The organism is Streptomyces sp. NPDC047079 (assembly GCF_040643755.1).
Taxonomy (GTDB): Bacteria; Actinomycetota; Actinomycetes; order Streptomycetales; family Streptomycetaceae; genus Streptomyces.
Genome location: NZ_JBEYUZ010000026.1, coordinates 1 through 23,332 on the forward strand (window position 1 = coordinate 1; position 23,332 = coordinate 23,332).

A 23,332-nucleotide genomic window follows, 5' to 3' on the forward strand; every position below is an offset into this window, starting at 1 on the left:
CCGACGGACGGGGTATCAACATATCTGGCGTTGACTTTTGGCACGCTGTTGAGTTCTCAAGGAACGGACGCTTCCTTCGTACTCACCCGAGAGACACTCTCAGGCTTTCCTCCGGGCGCTTCCCTTCGGCGATTCCGACTCTATCAGTGTTTTTCCGTCTCTCTGACCACCGTTCTGCGGACATGCAGAAAGGATCCCGAGATAGGATCTGACAAGTTGGGTGCTGCCGAGCAAGGTCGCTGGTCGCGTCCCTCGTCCCAGGCAGGAGTACGACTGTACACGGAGTCGCGACGGGGCGCAAATCGCCCGGGCCGCGTCGTCAGGGCCGCCGACCCCTACGTCTCACGCGGAACCATCACTTCATATGACATACGCTGCTGCCCGGTGCGCCGTCCAGGACAGGCAGTGACGGCCCATTTGAATCTCCACCCCTGGGAGGCTTCCCATGACCATCGTGACGTCCCCTCTCGCAGGGCGTGCGATCCCATTGGCCGCAGTGCCCGACCCCGTCTTCTCCGGAGCGATGGTCGGGCCGGGCATGGCGATCGACCCCGTGCGTGAGCCCGTGGAGGCCGTCTCCCCCGTGGAAGGGGTCATCGTCTCGCTCCATCCCCACGCCTTCGTCGTAGTGGACGGAGAGGGTCACGGTGTGCTGACGCACCTGGGCATCGACACCGTGCAGCTCAACGGTGAGGGCTTCGAACTGCTCGTCAACAAGGGCGACACCGTCGGGCGCGGTCAGGCCATCGTGCGCTGGAACCCGGCCGCCGTCGAACAGGCCGGTAAGTCTCCGGTGTGCCCCGTGGTGGCTCTCGAGGCCACGGCCGACGCCCTTTCCGGTCTCCGTGAGGACGGCGATGTGAAGGCGGGCGACCAGCTCTTCGCCTGGCAGTGACGCCGGCGCCGTAATGGACGGCACAACAGACAACCATCGCGGTGGCGGGGACCCGCCGCATGATTCGGAGACGGGTGAGATGGACACAACGCTGCGAGGCGTCGGGGTGAGCCACGGTGTGGCGATCGGCGAGGTCCGGCACATGGGAACGGCGGTGCTCGAGCCGCCGGCGAAGCAGATTCCGGCCGAGGAGGCGGAGCGTGAGCAGGGGCGCGCACGTCAGGCCGTGGAAGCTGTGGCAGCCGATCTGATCGCACGCGGCAATCTGGCGGGTGGAGAAGCGCAGGCCGTTCTCGAGGCCCAGGCCATGATGGCCCAGGATCCCGAGCTGATGGCGGACGTGGATCGACGTATCGCCGTCGGCAGTACGGCGGAGCGCGCGGTGTACGACGCCTTCGCCGCATATCGGGAGCTGCTGGCGGGCGCTGGGGAGTACCTCGCCGGGCGGGTGGCCGACCTGGACGACGTGCGGAACCGTATCGTCGCCCGTCTCCTCGGGGTCCCCATGCCGGGTGTCCCGGACAGTGACGAGCCGTATGTCCTCGTCGCTCGTGATCTTGCGCCGGCCGACACGGCTCTGCTGGACCCGGCCCTGGTCCTCGGCTTCGTCACGGAGGAGGGCGGGCCGACCAGTCACAGCGCGATCCTGGCGCGCGCGCTGGGTGTCCCCGCCGTCGTGGCGCTGCCGGGTGCCGGTGAGCTTGCCGAGGGCACGATGATCGCGGTGGACGGCAGCACTGGCGAGATCTTCGTGAACCCGAGTGACGAGAAGAAGGCACAGCTCGAGGCAGCCGCAGCCGAGCGCAAGGCCGCTCTGGCTGCCTCCAGCGGGCCGGGTGCCACCGCCGACGGGCACAAGGTGCCCCTGCTGGCGAACATCGGTGGTCCCGCGGATGTACCGGCCGCTGTGGAGGCCGGCGCCGAGGGTGTCGGTCTGTTCCGCACGGAGTTCCTGTTCCTGGACGACAACAAGAACGCTCCGTCCGAGGAGAAGCAGGTCGAGGCCTACCGTCAGGTGCTGGAGGCCTTCCCCGAGGGCCGTGTGGTCGTGCGGGTGCTGGACGCCGGTGCGGACAAGCCGCTGGACTTCCTGACGCCGGCCGACGAGCCGAACCCGGCGCTCGGCGTGCGAGGTCTGCGGACGCTGCTGGACCACCCCGACGTGCTGCGCACGCAGCTGACCGCGCTCGCGAAGGCTGCCGAGGGGCTTCCGGTCTATCTGGAGGTCATGGCGCCGATGGTCGCCGACCGCACCGACGCGAAGGCGTTCGCGGACGCGTGCCATGCGGCGGGGCTGCGGGCGAAGTTCGGCGCGATGGTGGAGATACCCTCGGCCGCTCTGCGGGCGCGCTCGATTCTGCAGGAGGTCGAGTTCCTCTCGCTCGGGACGAACGACCTCGCGCAGTACACGTTCGCGGCGGACCGCCAGGTGGGTGCGGTCTCGCGTCTGCAGGACCCGTGGCAGCCCGCGCTGCTCGACCTGGTCGCCCTGTCCGCCGAGGCGGCCAAGGCCGAGGGCAAGAGCTGCGGTGTCTGCGGTGAGGCCGCTTCGGACCCGCTGCTGGCGTGTGTGCTGACCGGTCTGGGTGTCACCTCCTTGTCGATGGGCGCGGCGTCGCTCCCGTATGTGCGGGCCACGCTGGCGAAGTACACGCTGGCGCAGTGCGAGCGTGCCGCGGCGGCCGCGCGTGCGGCCGACACCGCCGACGATGCGCGCAAGGCGGCTCAGGCGGTGCTGTCCGGCGAGTAGCGGGGGCGGCGTCATCGCGTCGATCTTCATGTGGCCAGGGGCGCTCCACCTGTGGGTGGGGCGCCCTTCGCTCGCTCAGACGCCTGCGTGCTGCCGGTCGGTGGGTATTCCCGCTCCCCCGCTCAATGGTGTGGGGCGTTCAGTGGGTGTGGTCCGTCAGTGGTCCGTCGTCCCCGAGGTCGGGTGGGGCGCTGTAGTCGACGCCGGATTCCGGGGAGACGAGGTCGCCGGACTCGACGTCGGTGCAGTAGGCGTCGAAGACCTCTCCGGCGGTGAGTGGTTCCAGGCGCTCCCCGCGCAGGCGCCAGCCGTACACGCGGTCCGTCGTGTCGGGCGCGGTGGTGCGCATGACGAGTCCGCCGGCCGCGTGGGTGGCGATGCCCAGGGCGAGGACGGTCGTGAATTCGAGGGCCTCCGTCTCGTCGATGCGGCTCGTGCCGTCGGGGTCCTCATCCGCGTGGAGCACCGCGACAAGGGTTTCGGGTGGCGCCGAGACACTGCAGACGAGGTGACGGTGGCCCGGGCTCGCCGTGTCGAGGATGCGGGTGAGCAGTCGCGAGGCCTGGGCGAAGGCGGCGCGTCCGATGTCCTCCCCGCAGGAGGCGCAGGCCCCGAGGCGTGTCAGTGCTGTGGTCGCGTACTGCCAGGTGGCATGGCGAACGGCTTCGTCGACCAGGTCCGGGACGAGTTCGTCCAGCGGCTGGCCCTCGTACGGGATCGCCGGTCCGGTGGCGGCCAGCTCCGCCGTGAAGCGGGTGCGGCTGGCCGGGGCGTCGGGATCCAGGCCGCTGTCGGCGCAGAACGCCGCGTACTCCTCCGGGTCGAAGAGGGCGACCGTGGTGTGGCCGCCCTGGGCGGCGAGGGTCCTGAGCAGGGCTTCCACCTGCTGGAGGTAGGTCGTGTGGTCGTCGAAGGTGAAGGTGCGGTAGCGCCGCATCGCGGTGAAGTCGTGTTCGTCGGTCAACAGGCCGATGGTGCCGGCGATCTCACGGCGCAGAACGCGTCGCATGGTCTGGTGCTCGGTGTGTGCCATGGCTCCCCCTACGTGCAGTCGATCAGTCATCACACACGGTAATGGGCGCCACTGACAACGCCGCCGGTCGTGGTGACCGGCGGCAGTGGTGGAGTGCCGCAACCCCGGGCGAAGGGATGCGACGCGATTCGTCAGGCGCGTTTGCGGGCCAGGTCCTCGTAGAAGTGGAGCAGGTCGAGGTTGTCGATTGAGCCGGGGTTGACGGCCTTCTCCAGGGGGGTGCCCTGCATGAGGCGTTTGACCGGGACTTCGATCCGCTTGCCGGTGAGGGTGTGCGGGACGCCGGGGACCTCGATGATCTCGTCGGGGACGTGGCGCGGTGAGAGCTGTTCGCGAATGGTCTGCCTGATCCGGTTCAGGAGGGTGTCGTTCAGGACCTCTCCGGGGGCCAGGTGCACGAAGAGGGGCATCCAGTAGCCTCCGTCGGGCTGCTCGATGCCGATGACCAGGGACTCCTTGATTTCGGGGAGGCGCTCGACGGCCTCGTAGATGTCGGCCGAGCCCATGCGCACGCCCTGGCGGTTCAGGGTGGAGTCCGAACGGCCGTGAATGATCACGGAGTCGCGGGAGGTGAGGGTGATCCAGTCGCCGTGGCGCCACACGCCTGGGTACGTGTCGAAGTAGCTGTGGTGATAGCGGCTGCCGTCGGGGTCGTTCCAGAAGCGGATCGGCATGGAGGGCATGGGGTTGGTGACGACCAGCTCGCCGACCTCGTCGATGAGGGGGTTGCCGCTGGGATCCCAGGACTGCAGGTCGGTGCCGAGGCCGGGGGCCTGGAGTTCGCCGATGTACACCGGGAGGGTCGGAACGGCTCCGGCGAAGCAGGAGCAGACGTCGGTGCCGCCGCTGACGGAGGCGATCCACAGGTCGTCGCGGACCTCGTCGTGCAGCCAGCTGAAGCCGTCCGGCGGCAGGGGGGAGCCCGTGGTGGCCACGCACTGCACCCGGGTCAGGTCGTAGTCGCGCGCCGGATGTACGCCCGCCTTGCGGCAGGCCATGACGTAGGCCGCGGAGGTGCCGAAGAGGGTGGCACCGGTGCGCTCGGCGACGCGCCACTGGGCGCCGGTGTCGGGATGGCCGGGGCTGCCGTCGTAGAGGACGATCGTGGTTCCCGTCAGGAGCCCGGAGACGAGGAAGTTCCACATCATCCAGCCGGTGGATGTGTACCAGAAGAAGCGGTCCTGGGAGCCGAGGTCGCAGTGCAGGCCCAGCTGCTTGAGGTGCTCGATCAGGATGCCGCCCTGGGACTGGACGATGGCCTTGGGAAGGCCGGTCGTGCCCGAGGAGTACAGCACCCACAGAGGGTGGTCGAAGGGAACCTGTTCGAAGACGGGCTCGGTGTCCGCCGAGGTCAGGGCCGACCAGTCCAGGGCGCCTTCGGGGGCCTCGGAACCGAGCAGCGGGATGTGGACGACAGCGCGCAGGGTGGGCAGTTCGCGGCGCAGCTCGGCGACGGTCTCGCGTCGGTCGTGCTCCTTGCCGCCGTAGCGGTAGCCGTCGACCGTGAACAAAACGACGGGTTCGACCTGCTGGAAGCGGTCCAGGACGCTGCGGGCCCCGAAGTCGGGGGCGCAGGACGTCCACACGCCGCCGACGGCGGCCGTGGCGAGGAGGGCGACGACGGCCTGCGGAATGTTGGGGAGGTAGCCGCTGACGCGGTCTCCGGGGCGTACGCCCAGGGCGCGCAGTTCCGCGGCGAGTGAGCCGACCTGGCGGCGCAGCTCGGCCCAGGTGACCGGGCGGAGCTCCTGGGTCTCGTCGACAGCGAGGAGGGCCGGTTCGTCGGCGCGGGTGGCCGCGGCGCGCAGGGCGTGTTCGGCGTAGTTGAGGGTCGCGCCGGGGAACCACTCCGCGCCGGGCAGGGAGCGGTTGCCGAGCACGCGCGCGTAGGGAGTGGCGAACCGTACGTCGAACCACTCGGTGACGGCCTTCCAGAAGGTGTCGAGCTCGTCCACCGACCAGCGGTGCAGGGCCGCGTAGCCGCCTTCGGAAGGGGCTCCGTGGTGTTCGGCCGCCCAGGCCTGGAACCTGGTGATCTGTGCCCGCGCGATGCGGTCGGCGTCGGGCCGCCAGAGCGGCGCGGGGTTCGCTGAGGTCATGGGGCGGCTCCCGGACTGGACGCGTCGTGTGCGTGAGTCGCGCACGTGCTGGGGTGTGCGCGTTACGCGGCTGACACGGACGATGCCATGTGATCGACTTCTGCACCAGGGTGCACCACACATAGTTGGCATTGTGAAGCTGTGCTCCCAGCACGGGTGAACGACAGTTGAACGGCGCCTCTGTGCGGGGATGTGGATGACAGGGTGAGCAACATGGACGGTCGTGACCTGGTGCGTTGGGTGAAGGCGGTCGGTTCGGGGGGCGCGGTGCAGGGCTTGCGCACCGTGCGTGCCGCGTGGCGCAGGAGGCGTACCGACGCCACCGGGTTGCCGCGCCGAGGTGCGGAGCGGGCGCGGGTCCCCGGTCCCGTGCAGAGTGCGCAGCCCGGGCCCGGTGGCGGTGTCGTGCGGTTCGCCCGGACCGAACTGCGGATCACCGTGGCCGTGAACGGGGCGGTGTTCTGGGGCTGGGACGGGGCGGAACCGGAGCCGTCGTACGCGCTCGCGGGCCGCTGTCCCGAGCCGGATCCGCGGGCCGTGCTGGAGCCGGACAAGGACGGCGGCTGGCGGGTCGTGGCGGAGCGTGTGACGGTCGCGGTGTCGCGGCACGGCGCGATCGAGGTGCGCACGCCGGGCGGGGTGACCCTGCGCCGGGATTTGCCGCCCCGCTGGTGGGAGCCTTCGGACGGCGGTGGCGCGCGGTGGATGCAGCGGTCCGAAGTGGGGGCGGACGCCCGGTTCTTCGGGCTGGGGGGACGGGCCGCGGGACCGCGGTTGCGGGACGGGACGTACCGGCTGTGGAACACCGACCCGGGTCGGCCCTTCGGTCCCGGCGACGACCCTCTGTACATCACCATGCCGGTGCAGATGGTGGTCGCCGACGCGGCCACCCATCTGGTGTTCCTCGACACGTCTTGGGACGGCACGGTGACCTTGCGCGAGGGCCGGGAGGGCGCGGGCTCCGGGCACGACCGTGCGGGCACCTGTGAGGTGCGGATGGACGGCGGACCCCTGCGCTGCTGGGTGATGGTGGGCACTCCCGCGCGCGTACTGCTGGTCTGGGCGTCGCTGACCGGGGCGCCGACCGTGCCGCCCGCGTGGGCACTGGGCCACCACCACGCGCGGTGGGGGTTCGGCAGCGAGCAGGAGGTTCGCCGGATCGTCGCGGGTTACCAGGAGCGCGATCTTCCGCTCGACGCCGTGCATCTTGACATAGACCACTACGACGGCCACCGGGTGTTCACGGTCGACCGGGAACGCTTTCCGAAGCTTCCGCTTCTCGCCGAGGATCTGCGCCGGCAGGGCATCCGCCTGGTGTCGATCGTCGACCCGGCGGTGAAGACCGAACCGGGCAGCGCGGTGTTCGACGGGGGGAGCGCCGAGGACGTGTTCGTGCGCGATGCCTCGGGGCGGGTCGTCGAAGGGGTGGTGTGGCCCGGGGAGGCGGTCTATCCCGACTTCACGCACGCGCGCGTGCGTGAGTGGTGGGGCCGGCTCCTCGTGGAACGTCTCGCGCAGGGCTTCGACGGTTTGTGGTTCGACATGAACGAGCCGGTCTCGTTCACGGCCTTCGGGGAGAACACCCTACCCCGCTCGGCCCGGCACGCGCTGGACGGCCGTGGCGGGGACCACAGGGAGGCGCACAACGTCTACGGGCTGTGCATGGCCAGGGCCGGATACGAGGGTCTGCGGAGCCTCGCCCCTGCGGAGAGGCCTTTCCTCTTCTCTCGCTCGGGATGGGCTGGAATGCAACGTTATGGGGGGACCTGGTCCGGGGATGTGGCCACGGGCTGGCCCGGGCTGCGCGCGTCGCTGTCGCTGGTGGTGGGGCTCGGGTTGTGCGGGGTGCCGTACTCGGGGCCGGACGTGGGCGGCTTCGACGGGAGTCCGTCGCCCGAGCTGTATCTGCGCTGGTTCCAGCTCGCCTCTTATCTGCCGCTGTTCCGTACGCACGCGAGCATTCGGGCCGGGCGCCGGGAGCCCTGGGAGTTCGGCGACGACGTCCTCGAGCACGCGCGCGTGGCGCTCGGCGAGCGGCGCCGACTGCTGCCGTACTTCGTCACGCTGGCGCATCTGGCCCGCCGCACGGGGGCGCCCTATGTCCGGCCCCTGTGGTGGAGTACGCCCGAGGACCGGGCGCTGCGCGACTGCGAGGACGCCTTCCTGCTCGGTGATGGTCTCCTGGTGGCGCCGGTGCTGGATCCCGGCGCGCACCGGCGGACGGTGCTGCTCCCGCGGGGGCGCTGGTACGACACGGTGACGGAGGAGGCGTATCAGGGGCCGGGCCCGGTGGTGGTCGATGTCTCCATGGCGCGGATTCCGGTGTTCGCGCGCGCCGGCGCCGTGCTGCCCGTGCGGGGTGAGGACGGCGGTCTGGAGCTCGAGGCCTGGGCGCCCGCGCGCGGCAGGTCCGGGGGCGGGCTGGTGGTGCGGGACGAGGGCGACGGCTGGGACGAGCCGGAGGTCGAGCGCTATGTGACGCGGTGGAAGGGTCGTCGGGTCGTGGTGAAGCGGGACGGTGACGAGGGCCGGACCGAGCCCGCGTATCCGGTGCGCGTACGGGGCCTCGGCGGCGGGTGACGCGGGCGGGGTCGGCCCGGGGGGCTCGGCCGTCCCCGCGGGTGCTGGGCTCGTCACCGGGCGGACGCGGGGGCGCGTCCCACGGGCGGTGGCGGGACGGGCGGGGGCCGTCCCGCCCGTGCCTCAGACGTAGCGGCCCTCGAACCATCCCTGCACCGCGAGGGTGTGCAGCGGAAAGGCGAGTTCGGTGGGTCTGCGCAGGAGGTGCCAGCCCTCCGTCTCGTCCGTGCCGGCGGACGGGGGCAGCTCGGCTGCCGGGCGTTCGGGCAGGAGTCCGAAGAGCAGCAGATGGCCGTCGGGCGAGCTCATCGCGTCGACGAGCCGCACATCACGGCCTGCCGCGTCGATGCCCGTCTCCTCTTTCAGTTCGCGGACCACGGCGTGCCGCCAGTCCTCGCGGTGATCGATGAACCCTCCGGGCAACGCGATGCCGCCGCGCGCGGGAGCGATGGTTCGGGTGATGACGACCAGGGCGGTGCCTTTGGTGTCGTACAGGGGCTGGAGGGCCACCGCGACGGGCAGCGGATTGCGGTAGGCCACCGTGCCGCAGGCGGAGCAGGTGCGGGGCCAGCCGGCGATGGCCTCTCCGTAGGGCGTTCCGCAGCTCGAGCAGTGGGAGCCCGGCACGGCGTCGGCGGATGGGAACGGGGATTCGGACACGGGCGGACTGTATCCGATCACTCCACGGGCGTCTCGTCGGGGCGCGGGAAGGCGGTGCGGACCGCGTACGAGGAGGCGGGTATCGGGCCCGACAAGCTCTCTCTCGCCGAGGTCTACGACCTGTCCACCGCGCTGGAGTTGCAGTGGTACGAGGATCTGGGGCTGTGCGCGGAGGGCGAGGCGGCGAGGCTGCTGCGCGAAGGTTCCACGACCCCGGCGGGCGCATACCCGTCATCGTCAGCGGTGGGCTGGCGTCCTTCGGGGAGGCCGTTCCGGCACAGGCGATCGCCCAGGTGTGTGAACTGACCTGTCAGTTGCGGGGACAGGCGGGCAACCAGCAGGTTGCGGGGGCGGGTTGGGATCACCGCGAATCAAGAGCTGTTCGGGCACGGCTCGGCGGTGATCGACGTGTGCTCATCACCGCATGGCCTGTCGGCATGGCGGGGCGGCCGTTGACACGCTCCGTCAGCACCTGGGAATGATGTGTGAACAGGTCATGAACTGGCCCTCGGGGTCCGTCAACGACGTCATCATGCTCCCGTGCCCTCCTGGACGGATACTCTCCGCTTCGCGTTCCAGCCGGTGGTCAATCTGACGACCGGAGGGGTCACCGCGCTGGAGATCCTCGCACGCCCGGAGACCGGTGACGTCCTGGCCCAGGCCCGCCGGGACCCCGAACTCGACGGGAAGCTGGCCGCCTTGGCGGTCCGCGCCGCGGCGCGGATGGAAGCGCTGCTGCCCCTGCACGTCAATGTGTTCGCCGGGACCCTCGCCGATCTCGGGGGCCTGGCCACGCTGCGGGACGCCGTGCGCGAGGCGGGGAGGCTGCCCTGGGAGGTGACCGTCGACGTAGGACCGCCGTACACGCACGTGCCGCACCGGGCACTGCTGGAGGCCGTCACCGTACTGCGCGGGGAGGGCTTTCGGATCTGCGCGGACGGAGTCGGCGACGGCGACCTGCCGCTACGGCTGCTCTCGGACGTGGCACCGGACCTGATGAAACTCGACATGTCCCTGGTGACGCGGCCGGGCGTGGTGCGGGCCATGCGCACGCTGTGCGAGGAACTGGGCGCGCTGCTGTCGGTCGAGGGGGTGGAAACCGAGCGGCAGTACGAGGCCGTGGTGGCGGCGGGGGCCCAGTTGGCACAGGGGGACCTCTTCGCGCCGCCGTCCCGGCTCCCCGTCGCGGACGTATACCTGCCGACGCGGCCCACTGCGCTGGCGACGACACAGCGCACCGGGCCGCCGGTGCGGCAGTTCCTGCGGCCGGCCGCGCTGCTGCCCGTGACGGCCTCGGCCGGGCAGGTCCGGGCGCTGCTCACCGGCTCCCCCGATGTGTCCGGGGTGCTGCTGGTGGACCCGGCCGGGGTGCCGGTCCGCTCGGTGCACCGCTCACGCTTCCTGCTGTCGTTGTCGGGGCGCTACGGGCATGCGCTGTACGCCGACCGGCCCGCGGCGAAGCTCGGCGATCCGCCGCGTACGGTCGGGGTCGACGCCACGGCGTGGGAGGTGCTCGACGTGGTGGCGGACGGGGCGCGGGACCGCACCTCGGACGACGTGGCGGTGGTCGACCAGCACGGGCGGTGCGTGGGGGTCGTCCGGCTCGCGGATCTCGTACGGGCGCTGTCCGAGAGCCGGGTCGAGGAGGCGGCGGGGCTCAATCCGCTGACCCGGCTGCCCGGTTCGGACGCGATCACCGGCGAAGTGGACCGGCGCATCGCCGATGGGCGGATGTTCGCGCTGAGCTGGCTCGACGTCGACCACTTCAAGCAGGTCAACGACGGAGCGGGATTCGCCGCCGGGGACGAGCTGATCCGGGCGGTGGGACACGCGTTGCAGTGCGCTGCCTCCGGGAGCACCCGCGTGGGGCACATCGGCGGGGACGACTTCCTGGTACTCGCGGATCCGGAGGGTCTCGACCCGCTGGCCGCCTCGGTGCTGGACGCGCCCTGGTCGGCCGGTGGGCGCGCCGTCACCCTCTCGCTGGCCACGGTTCTGTGCGCGCCCGGCAGCGTGAGCGACCACCGCCAGGCGGCCGCTTGCCTCGCGCCACTCAAGCAGGCCGCCAAGGCGCTGAGCGGTGCCAGCTGGGTGCTGGGCCGGGCGGGCCAGCCGGGCCATGAGATACGCAGGGGTGCGGCGGTGACCCCGGCGCAGGCGGGCCAACCGGCGTGGGGCTGAGGACCATGGCGACCCGGTGATCCCTGGCCCGGTCGTGGCCGGGTTCCGCTCGGGCCCGCAGGGAGGGCCCCACCCGCGGCTCATCCGCCGTATCGCCGTGTCCCGCCATCGGCCGCGCAGGCCGGCTCCAACCGTTGCCGTCGCTGACCTTGACGCTCTGTGGGTGCCGGTGAAAACTTCCGGATGTCAGTCGGCATCGCCGCATCCGGGCGCATTCACGTAGTGCGCCACTGAGGCCCGCCTTCGCAACGGGCCGTCCCCCACGGGCGATTCCGCTGTACAGGCACGCTCGTCGCGGACGCCGGGCAGGGCGCGGGACACTCCCTGCCTTCGGCTGAAGTCGCCAAGGGACACGCACCCTGCACGGAGGACGGACACGGGGCGGGACCGCCCTGGGCGAGGGGATAGGAGCCGCCATGACCCACGGGAGCATCTTCGTCGGCGAGTTGATCGGAACGGCCATCCTCATTCTGTTCGGCGCGGGTGTCTGCGCCGCCGTCACCCTGAACCACTCCAAGGCTCAAGGCTCGGGCTGGGTCGTCATCGCCTTCGGCTGGGGCTTCGGGGTCCTGGCCGGTGCCTACACCGCCGCCCCCAAGTCCGGCGGCCATCTCAACCCGGCGGTGACCCTCGGTCTCGCCATCGCCGGCATCACCCGGTGGGACGACGTCCCTTACTACCTGCTGGGCCAGATGGCAGGCGCGATCCTGGGCGCCCTGCTGACCTGGCTGCTCTACTTCGCCCAGTTCCAGGCCAATGCCGAGGAGGACCACGCGCTTCCCACGCTGGGGATCTTCTCCACGGCTCCCGAGATCCGCAATCCCGCCGCCAACCTGATCACCGAGGTCATCGCGACGGTGGGTCTGGTGCTGCCCATCCTGTTCTTCGGCAAGAACCTCGGCACCGGCATCGGCCCGATACCCGGCACGACGGCGTACGGCTCGGGCATCGGCATCCTGCTCGTCTCCCTGCTCGTCGTCGGCATCGGCCTCTCCCTGGGCGGGCCAACCGGCTATGCGATCAACCCCGCTCGCGATCTCGGTCCGCGCCTCACCCACGCCCTGCTGCCGATACCCAACAAGGGTCCCTCGGACTGGGGTTACGCCTGGATACCCGTGGTGGGCCCGCTGATCGGCGGGGCGCTCGCGGCCCTTGTGTACAAAGCAGCCTTCTGACCCTTTGACGAAGGGGACGTCATGACGGACAACGCCCACAAGTACGTCGCCGCCATCGACCAGGGCACCACGTCCAGCCGCTGCATCATCTTCGACCAGGGCGGCGCGATCGTCGCTGTCGACCAGCGAGAACACCGCCAGATCTTCCCCAAGCCCGGGTGGGTGGAGCACGACGCCACGGAGATCTGGTCCAAGGTGCAGGCGGTGGTCGCGGGCGCGATCGCCAAGGCCGGGCTGCGCGCCGACCAGCTCAGCGCGCTCGGCATCACCAACCAGCGCGAGACGACGGTGCTGTGGGACCGCGCCACGGGCAAACCCGTGCACAACGCGATCGTCTGGCAGGACACCCGGACATCGGCGCTGTGCAACGAACTGGGGGGCACGGACGGGCAGGATCGTTTCCGCGAGCAGACCGGCCTGCCGCTCGCGAGCTACTTCTCCGGCCCCAAGGCCGCCTGGCTGCTCGACAACGTGCCAGGTCTCAGGGCCCGGGCCGAGCGTGGCGAGATCGCCTTCGGGACCATCGACTCCTGGCTGATCTGGAACCTGACCGGGGGCACGGACGGAGGGCGGCACGTCACCGACGTCACCAACGCGGGGCGCACGATGCTGATGAACCTGGAGACACTCCAGTGGGACCCCTCGCTCCTGTCCGCCATGAACGTCCCCGAGGCCGTGCTGCCGGAGATCAGGTCCTCATCCGAGGTGTACGGGACCGCCGTCGGCCAGTTGGCGGGCGTGCCCGTCGCCTCGGCGCTGGGTGACCAGCAGGCGGCCGTGTTCGGACAGGCCTGCTATGACGTGGGCACGGCGAAGAACACCTATGGCACGGGCAGCTTCCTGCTGCTCAACACCGGCAACCGGCCGGTGCCGTCGAAGAGCGGCCTGCTCACGACCATGGGGTACAAGATCGGCGACGAGGCGCCGGTCTACTGTCTGGAGGGTTCGATCGCGATCACGGGCGCACTGGTGCAGTGGTTCCGGGACCAGCTCGGCATCATCCGCAGCGCGGACGAGATCGAGACGCTGGCGGCGAGCGTCGAGGACAACGGCGGGGCGTACATCGTGCCGGCCTTCTCCGGCCTGTTCGCGCCGTACTGGCGCTCCGACGCGCGCGGCGTGATCACGGGCCTGACGCGGTATGTCACGAAGGCGCACCTGGCGCGTGCCGTGCTGGAGGCGACGAGCTGGCAGACACGCGAGGTCGTGGACGCCATGTACCAGGATTCCGGAGTGCGGATCACCACCCTCAAGGTCGACGGCGGCATGACGAAGAACAACCTGCTGATGCAGCACCAGGCGGATGTGCTGGGGGTGCCCGTGATCCGCCCTAAGGTCTCCGAGACGACCTGTCTGGGCGCCGCGTACGCGGCCGGCCTCGCGACCGGGGTGTGGCACGACCTCGACGAACTGAAGTCGCACTGGCAGCAGGACGTCGAGTGGACACCCGTCATGGAGGCGCCGGTGCGCGACCGCGAGTACCACAACTGGCGCAAGGCCGTGGAGAAGAGCTTCGGTTGGCACGAGGACGGGGTGGGCTGAAAACACCTCCACGCGTGCGTGCGTCGCACGTGCGCCACGCGCGCACGGCAGCGGCCCGCGCCCCGGTCGGCGGGGTGCGGGCCGCGTGTGCGGTGGCTCAGGTGGTGACGCCCGCGCGGTGGTCGGCCGTGTGCGCCATGGCGTGTCGGACGACCTCGATGAGGACCTCTTTCACCGACTCGCGCTCGCGTGCGTCACAGAGGACGACCGGCACGTCGTCGTCGAGGTCCAGGGCCCGCCGTACGTCTTCGGCGGGGTGACGGCTCGCGTCCTCGAAGCAGTTGACGCCGATGACGAAGGGTATGGAGCGGCGTTCGAAGTAGTCGACGGCGGCGAAGCAGTCCTCCAGGCGCCGGGTGTCGGCGAGGACGACCGCTCCCAGGGCGCCGGCGGCCAGTTCGTCCCACAGGAACCAGAAGCGGTCCTGGCCCGGCGTGCCGAACAGGTACAGCGTCAGCTCCTCGCGGAGGGTGATGCGGCCGAAGTCCATCGCGACGGTGGTGGTGTGCTTTCCCTCCACACCGCTGGTGTCGTCGACGGGGCGCCCCGCCTCGGTGAGCACCTCCTCCGTGCGCAGCGGCCTGATTTCGCTGACCGCGCCGACGAGGGTCGTCTTGCCCACGCCGAAACCGCCGGCCACGAGGATCTTGAGCGTGACGGGCTCGACCGGAGGGTTGCCGCGCTCACTGCGCCCGAAGATCATCGTTCTCTTCTCCTGCTCGATGGGGGTGCGTCGGCGGCGGTCCGTAGCCTCCGCCGCCGGGGGTTTCGACGACCAGCACATCGCCGGAGGCCACGTCCGCCGAGTCACTGCCCTCGAGGTGCTGCACGGTCCCGTCGGCGCGCTCCACACGGTTGGCGCCGAGCGCGCCCGGTCCGCCGCCCGCCATGCCATAGGGCGGGATCCTGCGGTGCTGGGAGAGGGTGGAGACGGTCATGGGCTCCTGGAAACGGATGCGGCGAACTGCTCCGTCCCCGCCGCGCCAACGGCCGGCACCGCCACTGCCGTACCGTACCGCGAACTCCTCGAGCAGGACGGGCAGTCGCCACTCGAGGACCTCGGGATCGGTCAGGCGCGAGTTGGTCATGTGGGTCTGCACTACGGGTGCGCCGGGGAAGCCGTCGCCCGCCCCGGAGCCGGAGGCGACGGTCTCGTAGTACTGGTATCGGTCGTTGCCGAAGGTGACGTTGTTCATGGTGCCGGAGCCCTCTGCCTGTACGCCCAGTGCGGCGTACAGGGCACCGGTGAGGGACTGGGAGGTCTCGACGTTGCCGGCGACGACGGCGGCCGGGGGCTCGGGCGCGAGCATCGAGCCGGGCGGTACGACGATGTCGAGGGGGCGCAGACAGCCGTCGTTCAGCGGGATGTCGTCCGCGACGAGGGTGCGGAAGACGTACAGGACCGCGGCGTTGACGACCGAGAAGGGGGCGTTGAAGTTGGTGGTCAGCTGCGGGGACGTGCCGGTGAAGTCGACGGTCGCGGAGCGTCTGTCCCGGTGCACGCGCACACGGACGCGGATGACCGCGCCGGAGTCCGTCTCGTAGGCGTACTCGCCGTCGTCCAGGGCGTCGATGACACGGCGGACGGCCTCCTCGGCATTGTCCTGCACGTGCTTCATGTACGCCTGGACGACGTCGAGGCCGAAGTTCTCGATCATGCGGCCGACTTCGTCCACGCCCTTCTGGTTGGCGGCGATCTGAGCGCGAAGGTCGGCGAGGTTGGTCTTCGGATTGCGCGAGGGGTAGCGCGCCTCGGTCAGGAGCCGGAACGTCTCCCGCTCACGGAACCGGCCGTTCTCGGCGAGCAGCCAGTTGTCGAAGAGGATGCCCTCCTGCTCGATGGTGCGGCTGTGCGCGGGCATGGAGCCGGGGGCGATGCCACCGATCTCGGCGTGGTGGCCGCGGGAGGCGACGTGGAACAGGATGCGCTCGCCATCCGTGTCGAAGACCGGCGTGATGACGGTGACGTCGGGCAGATGGGTGCCGCCGTGGTAGGGGTCGTTGACGGCGTACGTGTCGCCGGGGCGCATACCGCCGGCGCGTCGTCGGATGACCTCTTTGACGCTGGTGCCCATGGAGCCCAGGTGGACGGGGATGTGGGGGGCGTTGGCGACCAGGTTGCCCTCGGGGTCGAAGAGCGCGCAGGAGAAGTCCAGGCGTTCCTTGATGTTGACGGACTGGGCCGTGGACGCCAGACGGGCGCCCATCTGTTCGGCGATGGACATGAAGAGGTTGTTGAACACCTCGAGCAGGACCGGATCGACTTTTGTGTCCAGGTCGGAACTCTCCGTAATCGCCGCGCGTTCCATGACCAGATGCCCGTCGTCGGTAGCCGCGGCCCGCCAGCCGTCGTCGACGACGGTCGTCGCACTGGCCTCTGTGATGACCGCGGGGCCGGTGACGGTTTCGCCGGGAGGCAGGTGCTCCCGGCGGTGGAGAGGTACGTCGCGCCAGGCGCCGCCCGTGTGGAGGCGGACGGTCTCGGGCGCGGCGGAGCGGCCTTCGTACGGGGCGAGGGCGGACAGATCGGGGGGTTGGGTGATGCCGGTGGCTTCCACGGAGAGGGCTTCGACGACGATCGGACGGTCGAGCGTGAAGGAGTACGTGGCGCGATGACGCTCTTCGAATGCGCGTCTCATCGTGTCGGGCTCGGTCAGCTCGACGGTGAGGGTGGTGTCCGTGCCGTCGTAGCGCAGCTGGGCCCGGCGGGCGACCCGGACGCGGTCCTCGGGCACGTCCTCGGCGAGGAGTTCGGCGCGGGCGGCGGCCGCCAGGTCGTCGGCGGTCTCTCGGACCCGGGGCATGGAGGCGGGTTCCAGGGGCGCTTCGAGGGACTGTTCACGCATGGCCGTGGTGTCGGCGAGACCGATGCCGAGCGCGGAGAGAACCCCGGCCATGGGCGGCACGAGAACGGTGCGGATGCCCAGGGAGTCCGCGACCATGCACGCGTGCTGTCCGCCGGCTCCGCCGAAGGTGGTGAGCGTGTAGCGGGTGACGTCGTGGCCCTTCTGGACCGAGATCCGCTTGATGGCGTTGGCGATGTTGGCGACCGCGATGTGGAGGTAGCCCTCGGCGACCTGCTCGGGGGTGCGGTCGTCGCCGGACCGCTCCCGGATCTCGTGTGCGAGGGCGGCGAAGCGATCGCGGACCAAGGTGTCGTCCAGGGGCTGATCACCGTCCGGGCCGAACACCCTGGGGAAGTGGGCGGGCTGGATGCGACCGAGCATGACGTTGGCGTCCGTGACGGTGAGCGGGCCGCCGCCCCGGTAGCAGGCCGGCCCCGGGGTCGCGCCCGCCGAGTCCGGCCCTACGCGGTAGCGGGAGCCGTCGAAGTGGAGGATCGAGCCGCCCCCGGCCGCGACCGTGTGGATGTCGAGCATCGGCGCGCGCAGCCGGACCCCCGCGAGCTGTGTGGTGAAGACCCGCTCGTACTCACCGGCGAAGTGCGAGACATCGGTGGACGTGCCGCCCATGTCGAAACCGATGACGCGGTCGAAGCCGGCGAGCTGCGACATCCGGGCCATGCCGACGATGCCGCCCGCGGGTCCGGAGAGGATGGCGTCCTTGCCGCGGAACTGTCCCGCCTCGGCGAGTCCTCCGTTGGACTGCATGAACATCAGCCGTACGCCTTCGAGTTCGTCGGCGACGTGCCCGACGTAGCGGCGCAGGACGGGCGAGAGGTAGGCGTCGACGACGGCCGTGTCGCCGCGCGGGACCAGTTTCATCAGGGGGCTGACCTCGCTGGAGAGCGAGATCTGCGGAAATCCCGTCCGGGCGGCCAGCTCGCCGATGGCTCGCTCGTGGGCGGGGTGCAGATGGCTGTGCATACAGACCACCGCGACCGCGCGGATCCCGTCCTCGTACGCTTCCCGGAGGAGTCCGCCAAGAGCCTCGAGATCGGGGGCGCGAAGGACGGTGCCGTCGGCGGCGATGCGTTCGTCGACCTCGACGACCCGCTCGTACAGCGGCTCCGGGAGTTCGATCGCGCGGGCGAAGATGCTCGGGCGGTTCTGGTAGGCGATGCGCAGGGCGTCCCCGAAGCCGCGGGTGACGACGAGGAGGGTGCGTTCGCCCTTGCGTTCCAGGAGGGCGTTCGTGGCGACGGTGGTGCCCATCCGCACGCTGTCGATCGGCTGGTCGCGGCCGAGGAGTTCACGCACGCCCGCGACGGCCGCGTCGGCGTAGTGGTGAGGGTTGTCCGACAGCAGCTTGTGGGTGAGCAGGCGGCCGTCCGGGCGGCGCGCGACGATGTCGGTGAAGGTTCCGCCGCGGTCGACCCAGAACTGCCAGCCCGTGGTCACGTCCGTCTCTCCGATCGCGCTGCTCAAAACCGCGTCCGCGGGCGGGGGTTCGGCCCGTCGCGGCCGGTGGTCGACGATCGGTCAGATCATAACGGGCGACCCCTGCCGACTCCGGTCCACGCGCCCGGGGCCACACCGACACCCGTTCACGTTCCCGGGCTCTCCCGTACGCTGCCGATCCCTTCTCCAACGGGGCCTGCCCGCACTCACGGGACTTCTTCTACGCCGACTGCCCGCACCCACGGGGCTTCCTCTTCGGAGCCTGCCCGCGCACCCCGGGCTCTTTCTTCCGAGCCCGGCCGTGCTCGTCCAACCTCTTCTCCCTGGTCTTCCCGTGCTCGGCCGGCTCCCGCTTCCGGGTGTCCGAGCGCTCACCGGGAGGGCGCGGACACCCCTGACTCACAGGGCCCGCAGGCCGTTGATCACATCGCGCAGAATGCTCTCGTCCACGAGCTCGGCGGGCGGCACCGGACGCGAGACATGGACGAGTTCCTCGTCCACGAGGTCTCCGACGAGAACGCGGACGACACCGACGGGCAGATCGAGTTCGGCGGCGAGTTCGGCGACCGACTGGGGTGTGTCACGGCAGAGCTCGACGATGTCCATGTGTTCCGGGGACAGCGACGGGTCCGCCCCGGGGTCGTCCACGTGCGGTTCCGTGACGACCACCGCGATCAGGTCGAGGCGGTGCTGGGCACCATGGCTGGTGCGGCCGCGCGTCATGGCGTACGGACGGACCACGGGCCCGGCCTCGTCGTCGTACCAGTGGCTGCTTCCCTGACCGTCTCCGCTCATACCATCTCACTACCCGCCCGAGGGCAGATCGGTGCGCGGAGCGGAAGCGAGATGTGCGCCCACACGCTTGACCAGGAGGGTCATCTCGTAGGCTACCTGCCCGACATCGGAGTCCGCGTCCGACAGGACGGCGAGGCAGCTGCCATCGCCGGCGGCCGTGACGAACAGGAAGGCGTCATCGAGTTCCACGATGGTCTGCCGGACGCCACCGGCGTCGAAGTGCCGGCCGACCCCCTTGGCGAGGCTGTGGAATCCGGAGGCGACCGCGGCGAGGTGCTCGCTGTCCTCCCGGCTCAGCTCCTTGGAGACCCCTGTCGGCAGCCCGTCGCTGGAGAGCACAAGTGCCTTGCGGATGCTGGCTACGCGCTCCACCAGGTCGTCGAGGAGCCAGTTCAGCTCTCCCGACGCCTTGTTCGTCGCGGTCGGCCCTGCGGCCTTCGGTGTGGTCATCGACCGTCCCCCTCTGTCGTTCCTCGTGCTGAGCCGTCCCGGGCCTCGTCGCCCGCGGCGTTCTCCTCTCGGCCGCGCCGCCAGCCCCGCTGGAGCGAGGCGAATCGGCTGCGGACCTCGTCGGCGTCGCGCTCGGCCGGGCCTTCCTGCTGCGTGGTGCGGGACCGCTCCCGTGCGGCGCGCAGGTCGGGGCCTTCCCTCAGCTGTGGTGCAAGGCTGGCCTGCCGCACCCGGCGGGGCAGCGTATCCGCGCCCGATTCTGCCGGTCCGGCCTCCGAATCCCGTCGCGGGGTGGTCGCGTCCGGGCCTGCCGGGGGCCGGGTACGACGCCGCTGCGGCAGGGCGGGGGCCTCGGACCGGTCACCGGGTGAACGTGGGGCGCTTCCCGTGGGTTCCGCCTGGCGGCCGGACGGTCGTCTGGCCTCCTGGAGATCCGTCACCCTCCGTTCCGGTGGCTCCTTCTCGGCATCCGCCCGTCCGCGCCGTGACGCCGATCCCGTCACCGGGCGGCCGTGGGAGCTGATGAGCTTGGGAGCGCGCCGATGTGGCAGCGGCACCGGGGCGCCCGGGTGGTCGGTGTCGGCGGGCCTGGCCGACTCGCGCCGGCTGTCGCGCGTCGGCCGGCGCTGTGTGCCCGGGGTGTCGGCGAGTGAGCGGCGGGGGCGGAAGAGACTCGCGCGTTCGCTGTCCTCGTCGCCGAGGGTGCCCGAGAAGTCGTCGAGCCCGTCCAGGTCGACGGGTGCCTCCAGTTCCACCGGACCGTCCAGGATCGACGCCGGGAGGCCCGGGAGCTGGACGGGCATGTGGGAAAGCGCCGTCGTGCGGTCCTCCGCCTCGCCCTCCGTCCTGTCGGGCAGCGGGCGGTCGAGGCGGAAGCCGGTCCCATTGGTGTCGGGGACGTCATCGGTCAGCAGCCTGTCGGGGATGAGGACGACGGCCGTGGTGCCGCCGTAGGGTGACGGCTGGAGGGAGACGCGGACGTTCTGGCGCCGGGCGAGTCTGCTGACCACGAAGAGGCCGAGGCGGTCGGTGTCGGACAGTTCGAACTCGGGAGTCTCGGCCAGTCTGAGGTTGGCGTCCAGGAGCGCCTCGGCCGTCATGCCGAGTCCGCGGTCGTGGATCTCGAGGGTGAAGCCGTTGGCGACGCGTTCGCCGATGACCTGGACAGCGGTGTGCGGCGGCGAGAAGACCGTGGCGTTCTCCAGGAGTTCGGCCACCAGGTGCGTGAGGTCGGCGACCGCGGGGCCGGTGACGGCGACGCGGGGCAGCCGTCGTACCTCGATGCGCTCGTAGTCCTCGACCTCGGCGACGGCGGCGCGCACCACGTCCATGAGCTGAACCGGTTTGCGCCACTGCCGGGAGGGGGCGGCGCCGGAGAGGATGACCAGGCCCTCGGCATGGCGGCGCATGCGGGTGGTGAGGTGGTCGAGCCGGAAGAGGTCGGCGAGTTCCTCGGTGTCCTCGGTCCGTCGTTCCATGGTGTCGAGGAGGGTGAGCTGCTTGTGCAGCAGGACCTGGCTGCGGCGGGCGAGGTTGACGAAGACCTCGGAGACTCCGGCGCGCAGTTCGGCCTGTTTGACGGCGGCCTCGACGGCGGCGCGCTGAAGGGTGTTGAGGGCCTGGCCGACTTCACCGATCTCGTTCTGGTCGTACTCCAGGCGCGGCACCTCGGTCTCGACATCCACCTGTTCGCCCGCCGAGAGACGGCGCATCACGCTGGGCAGCCGTACTCCGGACGCCTCGTGGGCGTCCAGGCGCAGCCGGCGCAGATCGCGGATGAGGCCGCGGCCGATGCGTACGGACATGATCAGGGAGACCAGCAGGGCGACGAAGCCCAGGACGCCCGCTACGGCGGCTTTGACCATGACGCCGACGGCCAGGGGACGGACGCGCTCCTGATAGAGGTCGTCTGCCTGGGTGCTCATCCGGTCGAGCCGGTCGAGGACTCGCCCTGCGGCCTCGTCCCAGCTCTTCGCGGTGACGCCGCGCGGGGTGCCGGGGGTGGCGTCGACGACGGACCGCTCGGCCACGCGCAGGGGTGCGGTGTCGGCGTTATTCCAGTAGCGCTGGAAGCGTCCGCTCTCCGAGCCGGGCAGGAGGGACAGGCTGACGTCGTACATCACGGTGCGCTGTGCGACGAGGCCGGAGACGGCGTGGATGTCGTCGCGTGTGATCCGTCCGGCGACGAGCGCGGAGCCTAGGAGGGCGTCCTCGCGGGAGAGCAGTTCACGGGCGCGGGAGACGCCGACGAGTCCGCGGCCCTGCTTGTCCATGTCCACGTTGTCGAGGACCCGCAGGTTGGCCAGGAGCGTGAAGCAGGGGTCGACCAGGCGGTTGTAGAGGTCCAGGGCCTGGGCGCGGTCCACGGTGCCGTCCTCGACGCTGCGGCGCAGCGACTTCATGCCCTCCAGGGCGTCCAGGACGGAGGTGAGCCTCTGAGCGGTGCCCGGCCCCATGTCCTGGTGGAGGTCCCCGTCCTTGCTGCCGCGACGGAGCCTCGCCACGGCCTGGTCGGTGGCGGCGCGGCTGCGGTGCAGCGCGGCGAGGGAGTCGGAGGCGCGGGGGTCCGCGAGGTAGACGAGGGTCTGGCGGCGTTCCTCCTGTAGGACACGGACCGTGTCCTCGGTGGGGTAGCCGATCTTTTCGACGACGTCTGAAGCGTGGAAGACGGACTGGGCCGCACGGCCGGTGAGTACGGTCGCGAACGCCCAGATGGCGGTCAGGGACAGGAGCGGCACGAGGAGGAGCGCCACGATCTTCCGGCGGATGGACTTCCCGCGAAAGCGCATGGCCTCCCCCAGCTCGACCCCCTCCGGCCGGGGGTACACATGTGCGTCAACAAACGGCGTGAGCCTACTACCGACACACAGGTATCTCGAAGGGCCGACCCGTCACACCACCCCGTGGAAAGCGAACAGGACATGGGGAGTTGTCCCGCCATTACGGGGAATTTGCTCCCTGGAACAGGAAGGCGGCACAGGAAGACACCAGGCCGGGCATGAAGGGCGGTTGGCCGGAAATTTTCGCTCATTGGGAATCTTCGCGGAACATCGGTCGTCCTTCTGTACGGGAATCGGGGGCGGATTCGGCCACAGGCGCCGCATGCCGCACCCAGGCGGCGTAAAATAGCGCAAGCCGGGCAGCCACTGGGGAGCCGGGGTCGGATGACGCCGGGGCGAGCGGTCTGCGGGCGGTGGGGAGTGGCATGTCGATGGGCACGGTGGAGCGACGCGGGACGACCGGGTCGGGTGGGGCGGCGCCAAACCTGGCGCGGGGGGACGCGCAGGAACCGGTTGACGGCGTCCCGGAGCGCGCCGCCCGGAAGGCGACGCGGGAGCGCGGCACGGCGGACAGGGCGGACGCCCCGGTGGGCGACCGGCGGATGACGAGGGACAAGGAGCGTCAGGAGGCTCCGTACTACCGGCCGTTGTGGGTGGAGGAGCCCGCGCCCCGGCGACGGCTCCCGGACCCGGTGCGCACGGCGGCGGTGCGAGCGGTGCTCATCATCGCGGTGACGCTGATCCAGGCGGTCATCGCCTTCCTGTGCACACTGGCCGGCTCCTGGCTGGCGTTCCCGATGGTCCTCTCGAGCGTCGCCTGCACCGTGGTGGCCACCTGGGGCGTACTCGACGTCTGGGTGACGCGCCAGGTGTGGTACCAGCGCCATGGAGTGGTGTCGGCCCCCAGCAGCACGGCCCGGCAGCTGCGCCGCGAGCGCCGCAGGGCCCGGCGGCAGGCGCGGGCCGCGGAGCGGACTCAGCGGCGCATACGCAGGCAGGGCGGGGCCGGCCAGCTGTCCCACCCGTGACGCAAGGGCGGTGACGCGGCCGTCTCGCACAGCTCGCCGTTGTGCAGGGTGAGCTGTGGACCG

General features: G+C 70.8%; 15 protein-coding genes and 1 pseudogene. 8 read left to right on the forward strand and 8 right to left on the reverse strand.

Going from position 1 to position 23,332, the window contains the following annotated elements:
• The first annotated feature begins 445 nt into the window (after positions 1 to 445).
• Positions 446 to 895 (forward strand): PTS glucose transporter subunit IIA, encoded by a 450-nt coding sequence (locus tag ABZ823_RS25895; protein ID WP_361664984.1) that lies wholly within the window; start codon positions 446 to 448, stop codon positions 893 to 895.
• A gap of 79 nt (positions 896 to 974) precedes the next feature.
• Positions 975 to 2,645 (forward strand): phosphoenolpyruvate--protein phosphotransferase, encoded by a 1,671-nt coding sequence (gene ptsP, locus ABZ823_RS25900; RefSeq protein ID WP_361664987.1) that lies wholly within the window; start codon positions 975 to 977, stop codon positions 2,643 to 2,645.
• Between the two features lie 139 nt (positions 2,646 to 2,784).
• On the opposite strand, the gene ABZ823_RS25905 is transcribed toward ptsP, so the two are convergent.
• Both ABZ823_RS25905 and ABZ823_RS25910 read right to left on the reverse strand, forming a co-directional pair.
• The gene (locus tag ABZ823_RS25905; RefSeq protein WP_361664990.1) at positions 2,785 to 3,678 is read right to left on the reverse strand and encodes a hypothetical protein; all 894 of its coding nucleotides are present in this window, start codon (positions 3,676 to 3,678) and stop codon (positions 2,785 to 2,787) included.
• 131 nt (positions 3,679 to 3,809) lie between these two features.
• Positions 3,810 to 5,777 (reverse strand): acetoacetate--CoA ligase, encoded by a 1,968-nt coding sequence (locus tag ABZ823_RS25910; protein ID WP_361664993.1) that lies wholly within the window; start codon positions 5,775 to 5,777, stop codon positions 3,810 to 3,812.
• Between the two features lie 213 nt (positions 5,778 to 5,990).
• Between ABZ823_RS25910 and ABZ823_RS25915 the strand changes: the two genes are divergently transcribed.
• A complete protein-coding gene (locus ABZ823_RS25915; RefSeq protein WP_361664996.1) occupies positions 5,991 to 8,357 on the forward strand; it encodes a TIM-barrel domain-containing protein in 2,367 nt (788 codons plus the stop codon).
• Positions 8,358 to 8,480: 123 nt separating this feature from the next.
• On the opposite strand, the gene ABZ823_RS25920 is transcribed toward ABZ823_RS25915, so the two are convergent.
• Entirely contained in the window at positions 8,481 to 9,017 is a 537-nt protein-coding gene (locus ABZ823_RS25920) for an NUDIX domain-containing protein (RefSeq protein WP_361664999.1), read from the reverse strand.
• 63 nt (positions 9,018 to 9,080) lie between these two features.
• On the opposite strand from ABZ823_RS25920, the pseudogene ABZ823_RS25925 reads away from it, so the two are divergent.
• From ABZ823_RS25925 to glpK, 4 genes and pseudogenes are all read left to right on the forward strand, one after another.
• Positions 9,081 to 9,473, forward strand: a pseudogene (locus ABZ823_RS25925) (hypothetical protein); the annotation flags it as partial.
• A gap of 84 nt (positions 9,474 to 9,557) precedes the next feature.
• Positions 9,558 to 11,198 (forward strand): GGDEF domain-containing protein, encoded by a 1,641-nt coding sequence (locus ABZ823_RS25930; RefSeq protein WP_361665002.1) that lies wholly within the window; start codon positions 9,558 to 9,560, stop codon positions 11,196 to 11,198.
• 416 nt (positions 11,199 to 11,614) lie between these two features.
• Positions 11,615 to 12,373 carry an MIP/aquaporin family protein gene (locus ABZ823_RS25935; protein ID WP_361665005.1) on the forward strand — a complete coding sequence of 253 codons (759 nt, stop codon included), beginning with the start codon at positions 11,615 to 11,617 and terminating at the stop codon, positions 12,371 to 12,373.
• A gap of 21 nt (positions 12,374 to 12,394) precedes the next feature.
• Complete coding sequence (gene glpK / locus ABZ823_RS25940; protein ID WP_361665007.1) at positions 12,395 to 13,915, forward strand: glycerol kinase GlpK; 1,521 nt, start codon at positions 12,395 to 12,397, stop codon at positions 13,913 to 13,915.
• A 97-nt stretch (positions 13,916 to 14,012) separates the two neighbouring features.
• Here glpK and ABZ823_RS25945 read toward each other — a convergent pair whose 3' ends face one another.
• From ABZ823_RS25945 to ABZ823_RS25965, 5 genes are all read right to left on the reverse strand, one after another.
• The gene (locus ABZ823_RS25945) at positions 14,013 to 14,618 is read right to left on the reverse strand and encodes an ATP/GTP-binding protein (protein ID WP_361665011.1); all 606 of its coding nucleotides are present in this window, start codon (positions 14,616 to 14,618) and stop codon (positions 14,013 to 14,015) included.
• Positions 14,599 to 18,243 (reverse strand): hydantoinase B/oxoprolinase family protein, encoded by a 3,645-nt coding sequence (locus ABZ823_RS25950; RefSeq protein WP_361665014.1) that lies wholly within the window; start codon positions 18,241 to 18,243, stop codon positions 14,599 to 14,601. Before ABZ823_RS25950 ends, ABZ823_RS25945 begins: the two co-directional genes overlap by 20 nt.
• Before the next feature lie 372 nt (positions 18,244 to 18,615).
• On the reverse strand, positions 18,616 to 19,011 hold the full coding sequence (locus ABZ823_RS25955; RefSeq protein ID WP_361665017.1) for a DUF742 domain-containing protein: 396 nt from the start codon (positions 19,009 to 19,011) through the stop codon (positions 18,616 to 18,618).
• A 9-nt stretch (positions 19,012 to 19,020) separates the two neighbouring features.
• Positions 19,021 to 19,461 carry a roadblock/LC7 domain-containing protein gene (locus tag ABZ823_RS25960; protein WP_361665020.1) on the reverse strand — a complete coding sequence of 147 codons (441 nt, stop codon included), beginning with the start codon at positions 19,459 to 19,461 and terminating at the stop codon, positions 19,021 to 19,023.
• Positions 19,458 to 22,250, reverse strand: coding sequence for a nitrate- and nitrite sensing domain-containing protein (locus tag ABZ823_RS25965; RefSeq protein ID WP_361665023.1), 2,793 nt, complete (start codon positions 22,248 to 22,250; stop codon positions 19,458 to 19,460). Before ABZ823_RS25965 ends, ABZ823_RS25960 begins: the two co-directional genes overlap by 4 nt.
• Before the next feature lie 422 nt (positions 22,251 to 22,672).
• Between ABZ823_RS25965 and ABZ823_RS25970 the strand changes: the two genes are divergently transcribed.
• On the forward strand, positions 22,673 to 23,269 hold the full coding sequence (locus tag ABZ823_RS25970) for a hypothetical protein (protein WP_361665102.1): 597 nt from the start codon (positions 22,673 to 22,675) through the stop codon (positions 23,267 to 23,269).
• The last annotated feature ends 63 nt before the right edge of the window (positions 23,270 to 23,332 follow it).

Coding starts and splice junctions, on each gene's coding strand:
- ABZ823_RS25895 (WP_361664984.1), top strand. CDS start 446: ATGACCATCGTGACGTCCCCTCTCGCAGGGCGTGCGATCCCATTGGCC.
- ptsP (WP_361664987.1), top strand. CDS start 975: ATGGACACAACGCTGCGAGGCGTCGGGGTGAGCCACGGTGTGGCGATC.
- ABZ823_RS25905 (WP_361664990.1), bottom strand. CDS start 3,678: ATGGCACACACCGAGCACCAGACCATGCGACGCGTTCTGCGCCGTGAG.
- ABZ823_RS25910 (WP_361664993.1), bottom strand. CDS start 5,777: ATGACCTCAGCGAACCCCGCGCCGCTCTGGCGGCCCGACGCCGACCGC.
- ABZ823_RS25915 (WP_361664996.1), top strand. CDS start 5,991: ATGGACGGTCGTGACCTGGTGCGTTGGGTGAAGGCGGTCGGTTCGGGG.
- ABZ823_RS25935 (WP_361665005.1), top strand. CDS start 11,615: ATGACCCACGGGAGCATCTTCGTCGGCGAGTTGATCGGAACGGCCATC.
- glpK (WP_361665007.1), top strand. CDS start 12,395: ATGACGGACAACGCCCACAAGTACGTCGCCGCCATCGACCAGGGCACC.
- ABZ823_RS25945 (WP_361665011.1), bottom strand. CDS start 14,618: ATGATCTTCGGGCGCAGTGAGCGCGGCAACCCTCCGGTCGAGCCCGTC.
- ABZ823_RS25955 (WP_361665017.1), bottom strand. CDS start 19,011: ATGAGCGGAGACGGTCAGGGAAGCAGCCACTGGTACGACGACGAGGCC.
- ABZ823_RS25960 (WP_361665020.1), bottom strand. CDS start 19,461: ATGACCACACCGAAGGCCGCAGGGCCGACCGCGACGAACAAGGCGTCG.
- ABZ823_RS25965 (WP_361665023.1), bottom strand. CDS start 22,250: ATGCGCTTTCGCGGGAAGTCCATCCGCCGGAAGATCGTGGCGCTCCTC.
- ABZ823_RS25970 (WP_361665102.1), top strand. CDS start 22,673: ATGGGCACGGTGGAGCGACGCGGGACGACCGGGTCGGGTGGGGCGGCG.